15 protein-coding genes are annotated in these 16,732 nt (G+C 71.1%); 7 read left to right on the forward strand and 8 right to left on the reverse strand.

Features of this window, described 5'->3' with window-relative positions:
* Positions 1–32 precede the first annotated feature (32 nt).
* Together ACQEVY_RS20285 and ACQEVY_RS20290 are read right to left on the reverse strand one after the other, a co-directional pair.
* Positions 33–1,418, reverse strand: coding sequence for an MFS transporter (locus ACQEVY_RS20285; RefSeq protein WP_432950480.1), 1,386 nt, complete (start codon positions 1,416–1,418; stop codon positions 33–35).
* Between the two features lie 70 nt (positions 1,419–1,488).
* A complete protein-coding gene (locus tag ACQEVY_RS20290) occupies positions 1,489–1,926 on the reverse strand; it encodes a MarR family winged helix-turn-helix transcriptional regulator (RefSeq protein ID WP_432950482.1) in 438 nt (145 codons plus the stop codon).
* A gap of 155 nt (positions 1,927–2,081) precedes the next feature.
* Here ACQEVY_RS20290 and ACQEVY_RS20295 point away from each other — a divergent pair, with 155 nt between their 5' ends.
* Positions 2,082–2,264 (forward strand): ribbon-helix-helix protein, CopG family, encoded by a 183-nt coding sequence (locus tag ACQEVY_RS20295; RefSeq protein ID WP_432950484.1) that lies wholly within the window; start codon positions 2,082–2,084, stop codon positions 2,262–2,264.
* Here the strand turns inward: ACQEVY_RS20295 and ACQEVY_RS20300 are convergent.
* A complete protein-coding gene (locus ACQEVY_RS20300; protein ID WP_432950486.1) occupies positions 2,249–2,632 on the reverse strand; it encodes a DUF2530 domain-containing protein in 384 nt (127 codons plus the stop codon). The genes ACQEVY_RS20295 and ACQEVY_RS20300 overlap by 16 nt on opposite strands.
* Positions 2,633–2,805: 173 nt before the next feature.
* Between ACQEVY_RS20300 and ACQEVY_RS20305 the strand changes: the two genes are divergently transcribed.
* On the forward strand, positions 2,806–5,202 hold the full coding sequence (locus ACQEVY_RS20305) for an HAD-IC family P-type ATPase (RefSeq protein ID WP_432950488.1): 2,397 nt from the start codon (positions 2,806–2,808) through the stop codon (positions 5,200–5,202).
* 166 nt (positions 5,203–5,368) lie between these two features.
* Here the strand turns inward: ACQEVY_RS20305 and ACQEVY_RS20310 are convergent, their stop codons facing one another.
* Positions 5,369–8,521, reverse strand: a complete 3,153-nt coding sequence (locus ACQEVY_RS20310; protein WP_432950490.1) for a sacsin N-terminal ATP-binding-like domain-containing protein — start codon at positions 8,519–8,521, stop codon at positions 5,369–5,371.
* A 594-nt stretch (positions 8,522–9,115) separates the two neighbouring features.
* Positions 9,116–10,039, reverse strand: a complete 924-nt coding sequence (locus ACQEVY_RS20315; protein ID WP_432950492.1) for a DUF3027 domain-containing protein — start codon at positions 10,037–10,039, stop codon at positions 9,116–9,118.
* A 347-nt stretch (positions 10,040–10,386) separates the two neighbouring features.
* Here ACQEVY_RS20315 and ACQEVY_RS20320 point away from each other — a divergent pair, with 347 nt between their 5' ends.
* The 4 genes from ACQEVY_RS20320 to ACQEVY_RS20335 are packed head-to-tail and all read left to right on the forward strand — an operon-like array spanning position 10,387 to position 13,899.
* Positions 10,387–11,820, forward strand: a complete 1,434-nt coding sequence (locus ACQEVY_RS20320) for an MFS transporter (protein WP_432950494.1) — start codon at positions 10,387–10,389, stop codon at positions 11,818–11,820.
* 43 nt (positions 11,821–11,863) lie between these two features.
* On the forward strand, positions 11,864–12,370 hold the full coding sequence (locus ACQEVY_RS20325) for a hypothetical protein (RefSeq protein WP_432950496.1): 507 nt from the start codon (positions 11,864–11,866) through the stop codon (positions 12,368–12,370).
* A 19-nt stretch (positions 12,371–12,389) separates the two neighbouring features.
* Complete coding sequence (locus tag ACQEVY_RS20330) at positions 12,390–13,058, forward strand: futalosine hydrolase (protein ID WP_432950498.1); 669 nt, start codon at positions 12,390–12,392, stop codon at positions 13,056–13,058.
* A complete protein-coding gene (locus ACQEVY_RS20335) occupies positions 13,048–13,899 on the forward strand; it encodes a 1,4-dihydroxy-6-naphthoate synthase (RefSeq protein ID WP_432950500.1) in 852 nt (283 codons plus the stop codon). The genes ACQEVY_RS20330 and ACQEVY_RS20335 overlap by 11 nt, the downstream gene beginning before the upstream one ends.
* 10 nt (positions 13,900–13,909) lie before the next feature.
* Here the strand turns inward: ACQEVY_RS20335 and ACQEVY_RS20340 are convergent, their stop codons facing one another.
* On the reverse strand, positions 13,910–14,293 hold the full coding sequence (locus ACQEVY_RS20340; protein WP_432950501.1) for a cold-shock protein: 384 nt from the start codon (positions 14,291–14,293) through the stop codon (positions 13,910–13,912).
* Positions 14,294–14,478: 185 nt separating this feature from the next.
* Here ACQEVY_RS20340 and ACQEVY_RS20345 point away from each other — a divergent pair, with 185 nt between their 5' ends.
* Positions 14,479–14,727 (forward strand): hypothetical protein, encoded by a 249-nt coding sequence (locus ACQEVY_RS20345; protein WP_328769722.1) that lies wholly within the window; start codon positions 14,479–14,481, stop codon positions 14,725–14,727.
* Positions 14,728–14,732: 5 nt separating this feature from the next.
* Here the strand turns inward: ACQEVY_RS20345 and ACQEVY_RS20350 are convergent, their stop codons facing one another.
* Together ACQEVY_RS20350 and ACQEVY_RS20355 are read right to left on the reverse strand one after the other, a co-directional pair.
* Positions 14,733–15,356: an HAD family hydrolase gene (locus ACQEVY_RS20350; protein ID WP_432950503.1), complete on the reverse strand. Its 624-nt coding sequence runs from the start codon at positions 15,354–15,356 to the stop codon at positions 14,733–14,735.
* Positions 15,357–15,449: 93 nt separating this feature from the next.
* A complete protein-coding gene (locus ACQEVY_RS20355; RefSeq protein ID WP_432950505.1) occupies positions 15,450–16,520 on the reverse strand; it encodes an HAAS signaling domain-containing protein in 1,071 nt (356 codons plus the stop codon).
* Between the last annotated feature and the right edge of the window lie 212 nt (positions 16,521–16,732).

The following is a 16,732-nucleotide window of genomic DNA, read 5'->3' on the forward strand; positions in this document are numbered from 1 at the left end:
CACCCTGCCACCGGACGTCTTCACCCGCGCCATCACGTCACCGCGGTCAGTTCCCGGTCCCGCTCCCGCGCCCCCTCCCGAGGCACGAACCGCACCCGCGGATGGCCGTGGTGCCAGCCCACCGACAGCCGCAGGCCGCCGACGCGGGCGAGGATCACGCCCACCGTTGCCGCCGCCAGCAGGGAGATCAGGCCGCCGAACGCGAAGCCGATTCGGGCGCCGAAGGTGTCGGTGATCCAGCCGACTATGGGCGCCCCCAGGGGCGTACCGCCTACGAAGACCATCATGAACAGGCTCATGACGCGGCCGCGCATGGCCGGGTCGGTGGCCATCTGGACGCTGGCGTTGGCGGTGGTGTTGACCGTGAGGGCCGCCATGCCGGTGGGGATCATGAGGAGGGCGAAGAGCCAGTACGAAGGGGAGAACGCCGCCGCGATCTCCAGTGCGCCGAACAGCACGGCCGCGCCCACCAGGAGCCGCAGTCGCACCGAGCCGCGGCGGGCGGTGAGCAGGGCTCCGGCGACCGAGCCGACCGCCATCAGGGTGTTGAGGAAGCCGTACGTGCCGGCGCCCGCGTGGTAGACCTCGTCGGCGAACGCGGTGAGCCAGATGGGGAAGTTGAAGCCGAAGGTGCCGACGAAACCGATGAGCACGATCGGCCAGATCAGTTCGGGCCGGGAGGCGACGTAGTGCAGGCCCTCGCGCAGCTGGCCCTTGCCGCGCGGCACCCGCTCCACCTTGTGCAGCTCGCTCGTCCGCATCAGGAGCAGGCCGGTGATGGGGGCGAGGAAGGCGAGACCGTTGATCAGGAAGGCCCAGCCGCTGCCGACCGTCGAGATCAGGACGCCCGCGACGGCGGGGCCGATGAGGCGGGCGGAGTGGAAGTTGGCCGAGTTGAGGCTGACGGCGTTGCGTACCTGGTCGGGGCCGACCATCTCGGAGACGAAGGTCTGCCGGGTCGGGTTGTCGACGACGGTGACCATGCCGAGCAGGAACGCGATCAGGTATACGTGCCAGACCTGCACCTGGCCGCTGAGCGTGAGCGCGGCGAGTGCGAGACCGCACAGGCCCAGCGCGCCCTGAGTGAAGAACAGCATGCGGCGCTTGGGGTAGCGGTCGGCGATGACACCGCCATACAGGCCGAAGAGCAGCATCGGCAGGAACTGCAGCGCGGTCGTGATGCCGACCGCGGCCGAGGAGCCGGTCAGGCTCAGCACCAGCCAGTCCTGGGTGATACGGGACATCCAGGTACCGGTGTTGGAGACGATGGCTCCGCTGGCGAAGAGCCGGTAGTTCCGGATGCGGAGAGAACTGAAGGTCGACGACTTGGCCGGCTGGGTCGTCGTCGTGGTGGTGGCGGTGGGGGAATCGGGGGTGTTCGGTCCGGGGGCGGAGGGTGCTCCGGGTCCCGTACTCAACAGGGTTCGCCTCCTTTGGCAAAGGGCTACAAGGACGACGTACGGCTATGTGACGTACGGCTGTGTACGACTACATGTGCGCCAGCTTCTCCAGGACGGGCGCCGCCTCGCGGAGCTTGGCCCACTCGTCCTCGTCGAGGCCGTCGACCAGTCCGGCCAGCCACACGTTCCGCTTGCGGCGGCTCTCCTCGAGCATCGCCTCGGCCCGCTCGGTCTGCGTGACGACCTTCTGGCGCCGGTCCTCGGGATGCGGCTCCAGCCTGACCAGGCCCTTGGCTTCGAGCAGGGCGACGATGCGGGTCATCGAGGGCGGCTGCACATGTTCCTTGCGGGCGAGCTCGCCCGGTGTGGCGGAACCGCAGCGGGCGAGGGTGCCGAGTACCGACATCTCGGTCGGGCTCAGCGACTCGTCGACCCGCTGGTGCTTGAGTCGGCGCGACAGGCGCATCACGGCGGATCGCAGAGAGTTCACGGCGGCAGCGTCGTCGCCATGGGTCAGGTCAGGCATGTTGTTTAGGGTAACTCATTACTCTCGCTAAATACCACCCGGAACGTCGACCTCTGCCCGTGACCCCGGCCACCGAACCCTGCCATCACCCATATGAGTGAGCTCGGGCCCAAAAATGACGCGCGGTACGGCCGACGGCGGCAACCCTCGTACCCATGGGGACCAGCGTGCTCAGTCTGCGGATGGACAAGGAGCTTCTCGACCGGCTCCGGGACCGTGCGGCGAAACGGGGAATGAGCGTCCAGGACTATGTCGTCCAGATGCTCGTCCGGGATGACTTCGACGAGCGGTTCCAGACCGCGGTCGAGGAGACGGAGCGGTTTTACGGGGTGACGTGACGGTCCTGCGTCGTGGCGGTGGTGGAGTCGCCGCCCGCATCGGCGCTCGCATCGGCATCGGTGACCGCGTCGGCGTCGGCTTCCGTACGGGCATCCGCCCCGGCATCCACCTCGGCCTCTGCCTCGGCCGCGGCTCGCTTGAGCGCCGCCTCCCACCTGCGTACGTACCAGATGCCGATGAACCCGAGTCCCCCGCCGGCCAGGCAGGTCCACAGCCACCACAGATACCCGTGGTCGTCGAACCAGCCGTAGAACGGGAGCTGCGCCAGGAAGAGGAGGAACCAGAGGATCGTGCCACCCGTGACGGTGGCGACAACGGGCCCTTCAAGGGGTTCCGGTGCCTCGTGCCTGGGTGTCCACTTCGCCATGGGAACAGCTTACGGGGGTGTACCGGGACGGTCCCCGTGCCCGGGGACGCCCCGCAGCCCCCGTACGCCCCGTACAACTGCGGCACCATTTCCGCCCGTTCCCGTCCTCCCATGGTCGGATCTTTGCCACCCGTGGCGTGTGAGGCCTCAAATCCCCCCGTACCGTCTTCCCCATGACGCATATCGACGCGGGCGCCGAGCTCGATCCGGTGCACCCTGTGGCGGCTCCCCCCACCCGGGCGCGAGGCCTGACCACCGCCGAAGTCGCCGAGCGGGTGGCCCGGGGCGAGGTCAACGACGTACCGGTGCGCAGCAGCCGCTCCACGGTCGACATCATCCGCGCGAACGTCTTCACCCGCTTCAACGCGATCATCGGCGTCCTCTGGGTGATCATGCTGGCCGTGGCGCCGATCCAGGACAGCCTGTTCGGCTTTGTGATCCTGGCGAACACGGGCATCGGCATCATCCAGGAGTGGCGCGCGAAGAAGACCCTGGACTCGCTCGCGGTGATCGGCGAAGCGCGGCCGACCGTACGCAGGGACGGGGCCGCCGCCGAGATCGGCACCTCCGAGATCGTGCTCGGGGACCTGATCGAGATCGGGCCGGGCGACAAGATCGTGGTGGACGGCGAGTGCGTCGAGACCGACAGCCTGGAGATCGACGAGTCGCTGCTCACCGGTGAGGCGGATCCGGTCGTCAAGCAGCCGGGCGACCAGGTCATGTCGGGCAGCTTCGTGGTGGCGGGCGGCGGTGCGTTCACCGCCACGAAGGTGGGGCGCGAGGCGTACGCGGCGCAGCTCGCCGAGGAGGCGAGCCGGTTCACGCTGGTCCACTCCGAGCTGCGTTCCGGTATCTCCACGATCCTCAAGTACGTGACGTGGATGATGGTCCCGACCGCGATCGGCCTCATCATCAGCCAGCTCGTCGTCAAGGACAACGACTTCAAGGACTCGGTCGCGCGGACCGTCGGCGGCATCGTCCCGATGGTCCCCGAAGGTCTTGTGCTGCTGACGTCGGTGGCCTTCGCGATCGGCGTCATCCGGCTCGGCCGCAAGCAGTGCCTCGTACAGGAACTCCCCGCCATCGAGGGCCTCGCCCGCGTCGACACCGTCTGCCTCGACAAGACGGGCACGCTGACCGAGGGCGGCATGGACGTGCGCGAGCTGCGTGCGCTGGACGGCCAGAACGAGACGTACGTACGCACCGTCCTCGGCGCGCTCGGCGACTCGGACCCGCGGCCGAACGCGTCCCTGCAGGCGATCATCGACACCTACCCGAACGGCTCGGGCTGGCGCTGCCTTCAGTCGCTGCCGTTCTCCTCCGCGCGCAAATACAGCGGGGCGTCCTTCAGCGAGAGCGACGGCGACTCGAGTACGTGGCTGCTCGGGGCGCCCGACGTACTGCTCCCCGACGGGGACCCGGCGCTCACCGAGACCGAGCGGCTCAACGAGGAGGGGCTACGGGTGCTGCTGCTGGCCCGGGCCGCGCGCGAGCTGGACGATGTGGCGGTCGCCGAGGGGGCTGTCCCCACCGCCCTGGTGGTTCTGGAGCAGCGGCTGCGGCCTGACGCCGCGGACACGCTGCGGTACTTCGATGAGCAGAACGTACAGGCCAAGGTCATCTCCGGCGACAACGCGGTGTCCGTAGGCGCGGTCGCCGGAAAGCTCGGGCTCTCGGGCAACGTCGTGGACGCGCGCCGGCTGCCCGCCGAGCAGGACGAGATGGCCGAGGCGCTGGACTCGGGCACCGTCTTCGGGCGGGTCACCCCGCAGCAGAAGCGGGACATGGTGGGCGCGCTCCAGTCGCGCGGGCACACCGTCGCGATGACCGGCGACGGCGTGAACGACGTCCTCGCCCTCAAGGACGCCGACATCGGCGTCTCGATGGGGTCCGGTTCGGAGGCCACGCGGGCCGTGGCGCAGATCGTGCTGCTCAACAACAGTTTCGCGACGCTGCCTTCGGTGGTCGCGGAGGGGCGGCGGGTGATCGGGAACATCACCCGGGTCGCGACGTTGTTCCTCGTCAAGACGGTGTACTCCGTGCTGCTGGCGATCATGGTGGTGATCTCGCAGGTCGAGTATCCCTTCCTGCCGCGGCATCTGACCTTGTTGTCGACACTGACGATCGGGGTGCCGGCCTTCTTCCTCGCGCTGGCGCCCAACAAGGAGCGGGCTCGGCCGCACTTTGTGCGGCGCGTTATGCGGTATGCGATTCCGGGGGGTGCGGTTGCTGCCGTCGCCACCTTTGCTACGTATCTGGTGGCGCGGGAGTACTACAGCGGGCCGGGGTCCTTGGCCGCGGAGACCAGTGCGGCGACGTTGACGCTGTTTCTGATCTCCATGTGGGTGCTGGCGATCATTGCCCGGCCGTATACGTGGTGGCGGGTGGGGCTGGTCGCCGCTATGGGGCTTGGGTTTGTGGTGGTGCTTGTTGTGCCGTGGCTGCAGGAGTTTTTCGCTTTGAAGTTGGTGGGGGCGACTATGCCGTGGACTGCTGTGGGGGTTGCGGTGGTTGCGGCGGGGACGCTGGAGGGGTTGTGGCGGTGGGTGGATCGGCGGTTCCCCGCGTAGGGGGTTTCTCTCCCCAGTCCCGCCCCTTCCCGGAACTGGGTGCTGCGCCCCCAGGCCCCCTGCCTCCGGCGGGTGGGGTGCCTACCGGGGCGGGGGGACAGTCATGTCGCGGCTGCGGGTGCGTCGTGGCTGGTCGCGCAGTTCCCCGCGCCCCTGTCGGGGCCCTTCAGTCGAACCAGCGGTCCCTCGCCAGCTCCTCCGTCCTGGACGGGTCCTCCAGTAGTGCTGCTACCTCGAAGCGGCGGGGCCATTGGCCTGCTGCCCAGGCCAGGCCTGCCGCTACGCCCTCCAACGTCGCGGCGTGCAGGACGCCGTCTCGTGTGCGGCGCCAGTCGAGTTCGGTGCCGTCTACGAATAGTTCCTCGTGTTCTACGTATGTCTCGGGGGTCGAGTGGCCCAGTAGGACGCGGACAGAGTCCGGGACCTCGCGTTCTACGCCCTCGGACGTCACCTCGCCCGTTACCGACTCGCTCAGGCGGCGGACCTGGAACAGTTCGGCCAGGTCGGCGGCTTGGGATGGGCGTACGGGGAGGAGCGGGACCCCCATTGTGAACGGGAGTAGGTCTGGGGAGTCCACCACCACCGCTTCGGATGCGTCCACTACCACGATCTCGCCGTCCCGTACCGCCCGGAGGTCGTCCGGGAGCGTTACCTGCTCCGGGTCCAGGTCTGCCAACGCGCCGTACAGCGCGTGCAGTTGGGGGGACGAGACCTCGCGGTCCGGGTCGGCCAGGCGGTCCAGGAGTTCGGCTGCTCCGCCGGGTTCGGCCAGGAGGGCGGCTACGGAGGTGCGTACGCCTAGGGCCCGTAGGACCTGCTCGTCCTCGAAGCCCGTCGCGTCGGCTTCGTCGTAGAGGCCGTGGAGGAGGGGGTCCCCGCCTGCGGCTCGCAGGCCTGCCGGGCGGCGGCCGTCCAGGACCGGGTGGCCGCGTAGCCACCAGGCCGTGTAGGGGCGGACGATCTCGTGGGTGCCGTCCGGGAGCAGGACGCGTACCGGCTGCGTGAGGGCGTCGCGCAGGGGTGGGCGGGAGAGCAGGGCGAGGGCCTGGGGCCAGCGGTCGTCGTCCACCAGGTCCAGGTCTCGTACGGCGGTGATCTCCGTGGCGACCGGGGGTACGGGGGTGTCGGGGAGGCGGTCGAGTGCGTCCTCGCACCAGACGTCGACGGCGTCGAGTACGCCTACGTCGTCGGGTTCCGTGTAGTCGCCCTCTCGGGGTTCCAGTTCGTCCGGGTCGAGGACGACATCCGTGGCGCGTACGAGGGTGAAGTTGGCCAGTACGCCGCAGGCGGCCAGTGGCTGCTCGCCCCAGCGGTCGGCCAACTCGGCGTCCACGGAGGCGAGTTCGTCCTCGCGCATGACCTGGGCGAAGGGGCTGCCGGGGAGGACGAGTTCGCCGGCGGGGGCCAGTTCTCCCTCGTCGTCGGGGAGGGCGAGGGCGCCGAGCCAGGGTTCGTCGCCGGGTTCCAGGGCTGCGTCGCGTACCAGGGCGAGGACGGTGTCGGCGAGTTCCTCGGCGTCGGGGGCGTCCTCGTCCCAGCCGGCGTCGTCGTCGAGGGAGGCGGCGACGGCCGCGCGTACCTGCGGGGTGGTGAGGATGGCGCGGGGCGTGGCGGGCAGGGCGCCGAGCTTCTCCAGGAGAGGGTGGGCGGCGTCCTGGTGGGCGACCTTGAGGCCGAGGCGGGCGAGGATCTCCGAGGTGGCGGCCCAGGTGTCGTGGGGGGTCGGGCCGTCGGGGAGGGGCAGGAGGATGTGGCGGGGGCCGATCGTCGTACGTCCGTCGGCGAGCGGCACGGGCAGGCCCGAGAGCCGGTCCGGGTCGACGCCGGCGAGGCTGTCATACAGCCGCCGCCACCAGCCGGGCTCCTTCTCCAGACCCGCGAGCCGGTCGATCGCCTCGGTCAGCGGTACGCGTGCGACGCCCAGCGTGCGCAGCTCCACCCGGCGTTCGAGCCCGGCGGGGAGGAGGCTGGGCAGCACCTCGGCCAGGACCCGTACGGTCTCGACGCCGGCCCCTTCCACGACCTCGGCGTCTCGGGGGCGGAGGGCTTCGGGCAGGTCGGTGTCCTCGGCACGTGGCGTGACGGCCGGGGGCAGGAAGGCGGTACGCGGCAGCCGGTCCAGGATCGCCTGACGCAGCGCGCCGTCCAGCGCGCCCTTGCCGAGCGGGCCCGGCACCAGGTCGATGATCCCGGCCGAGACCGGCCGCCAGTCGGCAAGCAGTTCGGCATACGCGTCCGCCGCCCACTGCACCAGGAAATCGGTCAGCGGGCCGGGGGCGGCATGGCGGCGGGTCGTGTCGAGGGGGAACGAGGCGATGAGCAGGGCGGGTACGCCGAGGGCCTCGTCGCTCGGTGTGGGCGCGTGGACGACGGGGCTGGTACGGGGGCGGGCCGGGGAGCCGTCCGCGTCGACGGGCACCGCCCAGGTGACGGACCACTGCGGGCGCAGCCGCTCCTCGACGGGGCGGTCGGCGAGCAGGGCCGCCTCCAGGAGGCCGTACGCGGAGACGGTGCGCCAGCGCGTCGTACCGTTCCGCGAGTCCTCGATCGTGACGATGCCGCCTTCGCTGTGCCGCTGCAGCGTGCGTACGCCCTCTTCGCCTTCGCCTCCCTCGCCGGTCTCCACGATGACCTCCTCCAGGCCTGACAGGGCGAGGAGCAGGGCGTCGTCGATCGCGTCGAGGAGGCGCTCGGTGAGGTCCTGGGCGGCAGGGTCGCGCAGCGGGAGGATCACGACGGTGTCGTATGGGTCCGGGGCCGTGCCCTCCGCCGCGAACGGCAGCCTCAGCAGGGGCACATGGCCGTCGCGGCGGCGGATCTCGTCACCCAGGCCTGGGCTGTGGCGGGCGGTGTCCGTGGCGAGTTCGCGGGCCTCGGCGAGGGACCAGCGGGCACCGCCGTGCCGGCCGACGATGGCGGGCTCGTCGGTCACCGCGAGCACGGCGGCGAAGCCGACGCCGTAGCGGCCGACGGTGCCTTCGTGGTCCTCGCGCTTGGCGGAGGCCCGGAGGGTGGACAGCGACTCGACGCCGGCCGCGTCGAGGGGGGCGCCGGTGTTGGCGGCGACGAGGACGCCGCCGCGGAGGGTGAGCCGCAGGCGGCCCGGTACGCCGGCGCGGGCCGCGGCGTCGGCGGCGTTCTGCGCCAGCTCTACGACGAGGCGGTCGCGGTAGCCGCCGAGGGCCAGGTCCTCCTCGGCGTTGGCGTCCTCGCGGAACCGGGCCGGGCTGGCGGCCCAGGCGTCCAGCACCCCGCGTCGCAGCCGCCCCGTCCCGAACGGGTCCGCGCCCTCGGCCGCCGGCCGCACGAACTTGGTCACGGTTCTGTCTCCTTCTTCGGGGGTGCGGCTTAGGTCGCGGCACCGAAGGTACCGGTTGCCTCCGGCGGTTGGGCGTCTGCGGGTGCGTCGTGGTTGCTCGCGGGTTGCCTCCGGCGGTTGGGCGGTTGGGTTCGTTGGCGGGTGCGGCGCTGTGGTGGTTGCTCGCGCCGTTCCTCGCGCCCCTTGGGTGGGTGGTGGGTGCGGGGCCGCGTCGGGGGTGTCCGTCCTCGGACCGGCGCGCGTTGCTGTTGGCTGGTAGAGGGTGCCGGTGTTGGCGCGCCGGCCGCTGCGGGCGCACACCCCCGCCCCGTCCCCTGGCCGCCGCGGGCGGCATCGGGGCCATGGGGGTGCGGGCAGTCGCAGGCTTTTGCTTTTAGGGGCGCGGGGAACTGCGCGACCAGCCACAACGCACCCGCAGCCGCGACACGACTGTCACCCTCACCCCCGGTAGGCACCCCACCCACCCAACAAACCCACCCACCCGCCGAAGGCGCCCACCCACCCCGCCGGAGGCAGGGGGGCCTGGGGGCGCAGCCCCCAGTTTCGGGAAGGGGCGGGGCTGGGGAAAAGGAACCGTCAACGGAACCCGGTGGTTCAGGAGTGGCCCAGTTCCGCCGACGACTCGTCCGGGGCCGGTGGGACAGAGCCCGAGTCCGGGGATGGGCGGAGGGGGAACGGGTCGACGCGGGTCTCGTCGATGACCGGTGGGGCCGGTCGCGGAGGCGCCGGCATGACCGCCGCCTCCGAGTGCCCCCCGCAGCCGTACGCCAGCGAGACCACCCGCCCGTCCGCCGGCGAGAACTCGTTGCCGCAGACCCCGAAGGCCTGCCCCAGCGACCCCCCGATCGGATACAGGAAACCGCAGCTCACACACGAGGCCGGCGCCGCCTGAGCCATCGCGGTCTTGGGACCGTGCGTGTCCTCCCAGCGATCGGCCGCGGTATGGAGGCCGTACCGGGACAGCACCCGAGCCCGCCGCAGCCCCAGTTCCTCCGCGACGGCCGCGATAGAACCACGCCTCGGCACGACGGGCAGCGTCGCCGGCGCCCCGGCCGTCACCTCGAGATCCTCCGCCTCGACGAGCTCGGCCATCTCCTCGGAGACGGGCGAGTTCGGCGCGGGCTCGTCCTCGCCGGTGAACCCGGGCTCGAGCCGGAGATCCTCCGCGTCCGTGGGGAGCAGATCCCCCGGCCCCATGTCCCCGGGCCGAAGCCGCTCGCTCCACGGCACCCACTCGGGCGCGAGCAACGCGTCGGGCCCGGGCAGCAGCACCGTTTCGTCGAGAGTCACGAGCTTCGCCCGCGAGGCCCGCGCGACGGTCACCGCCCAGCGCCAGCCGCGATAGCCGGGCTCCTTGCACTCGAAGAAGTGCGTGACGACGCGGTCCCCTTCGGAGACGAGCCCGGAGTGCTCCCCGACGACGCCGGGCGCGGCGGCCTCCTCGGCGGCGGCCCTGGCGAGATCGACCGCCTCGGCGCACAGGCGGTCGGGGGTGCGGCTTCGCGTTGTCGCGCTCACAGGTATCGCTTCTCTCCTACGCCGTCTCACGGGTGCGCCATCCCTCGTCGGAGGGGCGGACGGAGCGGCTGGGGGCATCTCCCGGGCAGTTGAGACACCGGGGGAGGGCCGCGTCGACGTCCGCGCCCGATCGCACTCGGGCGCACCTACACCATCCATTCTGCGGGATGGCCGTCAGGCGCGCGGCCGAGAACCACCGTCGCGGGGGCGCGCTACGCACGCTACCCTCTCGCCGCCGCCGGGCACACACCGAGTCCGCAGCCCTTTACACGGACCCGCCGGACCACTCGACCCTCATACGCGCGGGTAAGGCACTATCTCCCCCCAACAAGGGGCACTATTGCGGAGTGGCAACCGCGAGGTCGTCCCAAGGTGCCGCCGGATTCGGCGGAGGCGGCGCCGAGGGAAGTGGTCGGATGAGCGGAGCTGGCCCGGTGCGCGGGGCCCTCCGTTCCGTCGGGCGTGCCCTGCATCTGCCGTTCACGGGGACGGCGCGGGGTATCCGTAAAGCGACGCATGCACATGGAGCGGGCGAATCCGGGCTCGGCAAGCTGATCGAGCTGCACGGGGTGAACGGCGCCGGAGACATGATGATCACGGTCGCGCTCGCCTCGACGGTCTTCTTCTCGGTCCCGACGGACGAGGCCCGTGGCCGAGTGGCCCTGTACCTCGCGATCACGATGGCTCCGTTCACGCTGCTCGCCCCGGTCATCGGCCCCCTTCTGGACCGCCTCCCGCACGGCCGGCGCGCCGCGATGGCGGGCGCGTTCATGGCGCGCGCGTTCATGGCCCTGCTGCTCTCGGGCGCCGTCGTCACAGGCAGCATCGAGCTGTATCCGGCCGCCCTCGGCGTCCTGGTGGCGTCGAAGGCGTACGGCGTGGTCAGAAGCGCGGTCGTGCCACGGCTGCTGCCGCCCAACTTCTCGCTGGTGAAGGCGAACTCCCGGGTCACGCTCGGCGGCCTGCTCGCCACGGGTGTGGCGGCGCCGATCGGGGCGGGGCTTCAGGCGCTGGGGCCGCGCTATCCGCTGTACGGGGCGTTCGTGATCTTCGTGGCGGGTACGTTCCTGTCGTTCACGCTGCCGTCCAAGGTCGACTCGGCGAAGGGCGAGGACAAGGCGCTGCTGGCGGCGGACGAGCAGCATCTGCACGGGCCGCACCTGAAGCCGCCACAGCGCCCCGGGCTGCGTACGGTCGGACCCGCCGTCACCCACGCGCTCGCGGCGAACGCGGCCTTGCGCGGACTGTCCGGGTTCCTGATCTTCTTCCTCGCGTTTCTGCTCCGCGAGCATCCCCTGGCGGGCGTGAGCGCGGCGGTCTCGCTGGGCATAGTGGGCGTCGCGGCGGGGGCAGGCAACGCGCTGGGCACGGCGGTCGGAGCGGCGCTGAGATCACGGGCTCCGGAGCTGATCATCGTGACGGTGATCGCGGCGGTACTGGGGGTCGCGATCACGACGGCGGTGTTCTTCGGGGTGATCCTGGTGGCCATACTGGCCGCTTTCGCCGGCTTCGCGCAGGCCCTGTCCAAGCTGTCGCTGGACGCCCTGATCCAGCGCGACGTGCCCGAGCTGGTCCGTACATCGGCCTTCGCGCGCTCGGAAACGCTGCTGCAGATGTCCTGGGTGGTCGGCGGCGCGATCGGTATCGCCCTGCCCCTCAACGGCACCCTCGGCATGGCGATGGCCACCGCCATCGTCGCCGCCGGCTGGCTCACCACGGTCCGCGGACTGCTGAGCGCGGCCCGGCACCGCGGGGACCGCCCGCGAGCCCGCGTGGCCTGACCCGGTTGGCCGGGACACCCCCCAGGCCAGATAGCCTGCCCCCATGACCTCCCTGCCCCGCGGCAGTGCCGCTCCTGGACACGGCCACGTTCGCCGTCGTCGCGCCGTCGCTGCCGTCGGCGCTGTTTCCGCCGGACTTCTCGTCCTGGCCGCCTGTGACAAGCCGACGCCGATGGCGACCGTCACGGTCGGCAAGACCACGAAGAGCACCGAGGCCGAGTGCTACGAGGACGGCAAGGCCATCTCCCGTGAAGAGGCCACCAAGTGCACTCAGAAGAAGGCCGAGAACACGATCCGGGTGCCGCAGGGCGAGACGCTGCGCATCGGCGTGGACACGGACATCGCGGACGAGGGCTGGTCCCTGTGGATCGACGGTCAGCAGGTCATCGCGCCGCTCAAGAAGTCGTACTACGCCTTCCAGGGCGTCGACCTCTTCGCCCCCCAGCAGGGCCAGCAGGCCCCCAAGGAGCTGAGGGTCAGCATCGTCCAGCAGTCCGGTGACGCCATCCAGGGTGTGTGGAACTTCAAGCTCGAGAACGACGACGCCTGAGCCGCCCGGTCCGCCGCCCATGCACATCCTCGTAGCCACCGCGGTCCCCGCCGAACGGGACGCGGTGGCTTCGGCGTTCAGCGGCAGCGGTCCCGTCGCCGCCGACCTGCTCGTCGCGGGCGTGGGCTCGGCGGCGGCCGCCGCGTCGACCGCGACCGCGCTCACTACCGCCGCGCTCACCGGGACCTCGTACGACCTCGTCGTCTCGGCCGGTATCGCCGGCGGCTTCCAGCCCGAGGCGCCCCTGGGGTCCCTCGTCCTCGCCGACGAGATCACCATCGCGGACCTCGGCGCCGAGACCGCGGACGGCTTCGTGCCGGTCACCGAACTCGGCTTCGGGGCCGTCACCCACCGGCCGCCGGAATCACTCGTACGAGAAGTCGCGGCCGTCACGGGAGCCCGTACCGGCACCGTCCTCACCGTCAACACCGTGACCGGCAGCGCCGAGCGAGCCGCCGAGTTGCGGCGCCGTCATCCCGGGGCGCTGGCCGAGGCGATGGAGGGATTCGGGGTGGCGGAGGCTGCTGCCGCGCACGGTGTCCCCGTGCTGGAGCTGCGCGCCGTGTCCAACCCCGTCGGCCCCCGCGACCGCGCCGCCTGGCGCATCGGCGACGCGCTCGCGGCGCTCACGGAGGCGTTCGGGAAGCTCCCGCCCGTACTGGAGAGTTGGAAGCCACATGACCACTGAGCAGCCTGTGCGCATCGCCTACTCCCCCTGCCCCAACGACACCTTCGTCTTCGACGCCTGGGCCCATGGCCGCATCCCCGGAGCGCCCGCGCTGGACGTGACCTTCGCGGACATCGACATCACGAACGGCATGGCCGAGCGCGGCGAGCTGGATGTGCTGAAGGTGTCGTACGCCGTGCTGCCGTACGTGCTCGACGAGTACGCCCTGCTGCCCTGCGGGGGCGCGCTGGGCCGGGGCTGCGGTCCGCTGGTGCTGACGGCGGAGGAGGGAGTGGACCTCACCGGCCGCACGGTCGCGGTGCCGAGCGAGAGGTCGACGGCCTATCTGCTGTTCCGCCTGTGGGCGGCCGACACGCTCCCGGAGGGCGTCGGCGAGATCGTGGTCATGCCCTTCCACGAGATCATGCCCGCCGTACGGGACGGGCGGGTCGACGCGGGGCTCGTCATCCACGAGGCGCGGTTCACGTACCAGAAGTACGGGCTGCACAAGCTCGCGGACATGGGCGAGCACTGGGAGGACACCACCGGGCTGCCGATCCCGCTGGGCGCGATCATCGCGAAGCGGTCGCTGGGCGCGGACGCGCTGCGGCTGCTGGCCGACTCGATCCGTACGTCCGTCCGCGCCGCCTGGGACGACCCGGAGACCTCCCGCCCGTACGTCCTGGAACACGCCCAGGAGATGGACCCATCGGTCGCGGACCAGCACATCGGCCTGTACGTCAACGAGTTCACGGCGAACCTGGGCGAGGACGGCTACGCGGCGGTCAGGGGCCTGCTCACGCGAGCGGCGGCGGAGGGACTCGTACCGCCCCTCGCCGCCGACGCACTGCGCTTTCCGTAGAAAGAAGGCCCTACACGTCCAGTTGGTCCGCCACCGCCCGCAGCAGGCCCGCGATCTTCTTGCCGGAGGCCTTGTCGGGGTAGCGGCCCTTTTCGAGCATGGGCGTGATGTTTTCGAGCAGGGTGGTCAGGTCCTGGACGATCGACGCGAGTTCGTCCGGCTTGCGGCGCTGGGCGGCCGCCACTGAGGGGGTCGGGTCCAGGAGGACCACCGAGAGTGCCTGGTCCCCGCGCTGGCCTGCCACGACACCGAACTCCACACGCTGGCCCGGCTTGAGAGCCTCGACTCCGGCGGGCAGTACCGAGGAATGGACGAATACGTCGCCGCCGTCGTCGCGGGAGAGAAAGCCGAAGCCCTTCTCGCTGTTGAACCACTTGACCTTGCCGGTAGGCACGTCTGTCCTCGTCCTCGTACTCGTCGGATGGTGCTCTGGATGAATGATGAACGACTCGGGAAAACTGCTCTGGATAGCATTACAGCGGGTCGTGCCCGACCCGCCGGTACCAAGGCTAATGGTCCGGCGGCGGCTGACAAGACGTCCCCGGATTGTTCCTTCGGGCAGGGAACTACCCTGGTCGAGTGCGTGACAAAACCCAAGCGAATTCCGCCGAACCCGGTGACCGACTGGTCCGAACCGGCGGCATCGTCTTCTTTGTGGGGGCAGTGGCCACTTTGGTCACCGTGGCCCCCCTGCTGCTCGGCAAGTCGCCCTTCCCGGCGTACATGTTCGGCCTGAGCATGCTGATGGGCGTGGGCTTCCTGATCGCGGGAGCGGGCGTTCTCCGGACGGTGGCGGCACAGCGGCGCCGGGCGCGCTCCGTGCAATAGGTGGCCTACGCCGCGTACTGATCCAGCCAGGCCGGGAACGCCGTCAGGTCCGTGAGTACGACATCCGCACCCGCCGTACGCAGTTCCTCCGCGTCGCACGGCCCGGTCGCCACCGCGACGGACAGCGCCTCGGCGATCCGCGCACCGCGTACGTCACCGGTGTGGTCGCCGACGTAGACACCCGCCCCGTACTCGCGCAGGGCCTCCGCCTTGCGCTCGGCCCACAGGTTGCCGATGACGGCGTCAGCGGCGATGCCGAGGTGCTTGAGGTGCAGCTTGGCGTTGGGTTCGTACTTGGCGGTGACGACGATCGCGCGCCCGCCCACGGCCTGCACGGCCGCGATCGCCTCGTGGGCGCCGGCCATCGCGAGCGTCCCGGTTATGGCGTGTGTGGGGTACATCTCACGGTAGACGTCGGCCATGGCGGCGACCTGGTCGGCCGGGAACCAGTTGACCAGTTCCTCCTCCAGCGGCGGACCGAGCCGGGTGATGGCCAGATCGGCGTCGATGTACGTCCCCGTCCGCTCGGAGAGCGCCAGGTAGCAGGCGTGGATGCCGGGGCGGGAGTCGATGAGGGTCATATCGAGGTCGAAGCCGACGGTCAGCACCGGGGAAGTCATATGGGCCATTGTGCCCAGGAGGTTGTACGGGCCATGCGCCCGGTCATACGAGCCATGCGTCCGCCCGTATCCAGGGCGTGAGCCGACCGCTGCGACGTACACCTACGACCGTTGCCGCTGTGCCCGCCACACCAGGTAGATCGCCGAGGCGACGGCCGCGGCCTTGAGGACCCAGGGCCAGGTCTCGGCGATCGCGTCGCTCATCTGGCCCTTGGCGATCTCGTCGCCCCAGCGCCCCTCCGTACGTCCCCACAGCCAGGTGATGCCCGCGGCGGCGACCAGACCGGGTACGCCCAGCACCGCGAACTTCGACTCGGCCGGGGTCAGCCGCCGCGACAGGTAGGCGATGAGCCAGCCGAGGCCGAGGACGACGAGGTTGCCGATGAAGGCACCGGCGACGAGGAGGGCGGCGGCGAGCAGGAGGAGAGGGCTGGGGGTGCCGCCGCCTCCTCCGGTACGAGGGCGGGGGCGGGCCGAGGGGAGGAAACGGCGCCGCTTCTTCGTCGTACCGGCCGTCTCGGCGGGCTCGGCCACCTCGACGGGTACGGGTTCCTTGACCAGCTTCCTGGGCTGGGCGGGTACTTTCTGCGCGGGTTCGTCGGTGTCCTCGGTGTCCGTCGGCGGGGGCTTGAGCAGTTCCGGGATCTCCACGCCCCCCACGAACCCCGGCACACTGTCCGTCAGCCCGAACGAACTCCGGTCCACCCGCCACCAGTCGGGCTCCCCGGACCCGAGCTCGTCCGTACCCGCAAGGTGCGGCGGAGAAGGCCCGTCACCGGGAAACGCCGGTACGTCACTTACTGCGGACGGCTCCGCGGACCGCGGCCGCGGGACGACGCGCCGCAGTCCCTTGGGGCGCTCTTCGGCTTCTTCAGCGCGCTGAGCGGGGACGGCGGGAGTGGGCTCCCGCCTGCTTCCCACGCCTCCCTCGCCTCCCTCGCTTGCCTCGCTGCCCGCCGCGGCGACGACGTCCTCCGGGGTGCCGAGGCGCGCGAGGATGCGCCGCACGGAGGCGGGGCTGTCGCCGCCCGCCTTGGCCCGGCGCCGGTCGATCTCGCCACGCAACTCGGTGACGAGCCGCATGCGGGCTCCTGACGGCAGATGTCGGCTCTGAGCCAGGTCGCCGACCCGGCTCAGGTAGTCGAACACGAGCTTGTCGCTCTCAATCCCCACGAAGTCCCTCCGGGGGTGGCGGTATTGGTGTCGTCCCCAGCCCCTCGACGACCGTACCGCGATGGCTGCCTACGGGGGTGGGGCGTTGGGGTGCGTCTGGCGGCTGCGGCGCCGTTGTGGCTGGTCGCGCAGTTCCCCGCGCCCCTAGGTGCGTGGTGGGTGCGGGGCCGCGGTCCGGTGCGTCAGCCCGTCGCCAACAGGGCATACGACCC

It is taken from the genome of Streptomyces sp. CA-288835, assembly GCF_050936385.1.
Classification (GTDB): Bacteria; Actinomycetota; Actinomycetes; order Streptomycetales; family Streptomycetaceae; genus Streptomyces.

What these genes read in the sequence shown, in the direction of transcription:
- ACQEVY_RS20290 (WP_432950482.1), bottom strand. Translation starts at nt 1,926, where the DNA reads ATGCCTGACCTGACCCATGGCGACGACGCTGCCGCCGTGAACTCTCTG.
- ACQEVY_RS20335 (WP_432950500.1), top strand. Translation starts at nt 13,048, where the DNA reads ATGACCACTGAGCAGCCTGTGCGCATCGCCTACTCCCCCTGCCCCAAC.
- ACQEVY_RS20305 (WP_432950488.1), top strand. Translation starts at nt 2,806, where the DNA reads ATGACGCATATCGACGCGGGCGCCGAGCTCGATCCGGTGCACCCTGTG.
- ACQEVY_RS20330 (WP_432950498.1), top strand. Translation starts at nt 12,390, where the DNA reads ATGCACATCCTCGTAGCCACCGCGGTCCCCGCCGAACGGGACGCGGTG.
- ACQEVY_RS20295 (WP_432950484.1), top strand. Translation starts at nt 2,082, where the DNA reads ATGGGGACCAGCGTGCTCAGTCTGCGGATGGACAAGGAGCTTCTCGAC.
- ACQEVY_RS20300 (WP_432950486.1), bottom strand. Translation starts at nt 2,632, where the DNA reads ATGGCGAAGTGGACACCCAGGCACGAGGCACCGGAACCCCTTGAAGGG.
- ACQEVY_RS20350 (WP_432950503.1), bottom strand. Translation starts at nt 15,356, where the DNA reads ATGGCCCATATGACTTCCCCGGTGCTGACCGTCGGCTTCGACCTCGAT.
- ACQEVY_RS20325 (WP_432950496.1), top strand. Translation starts at nt 11,864, where the DNA reads ATGACCTCCCTGCCCCGCGGCAGTGCCGCTCCTGGACACGGCCACGTT.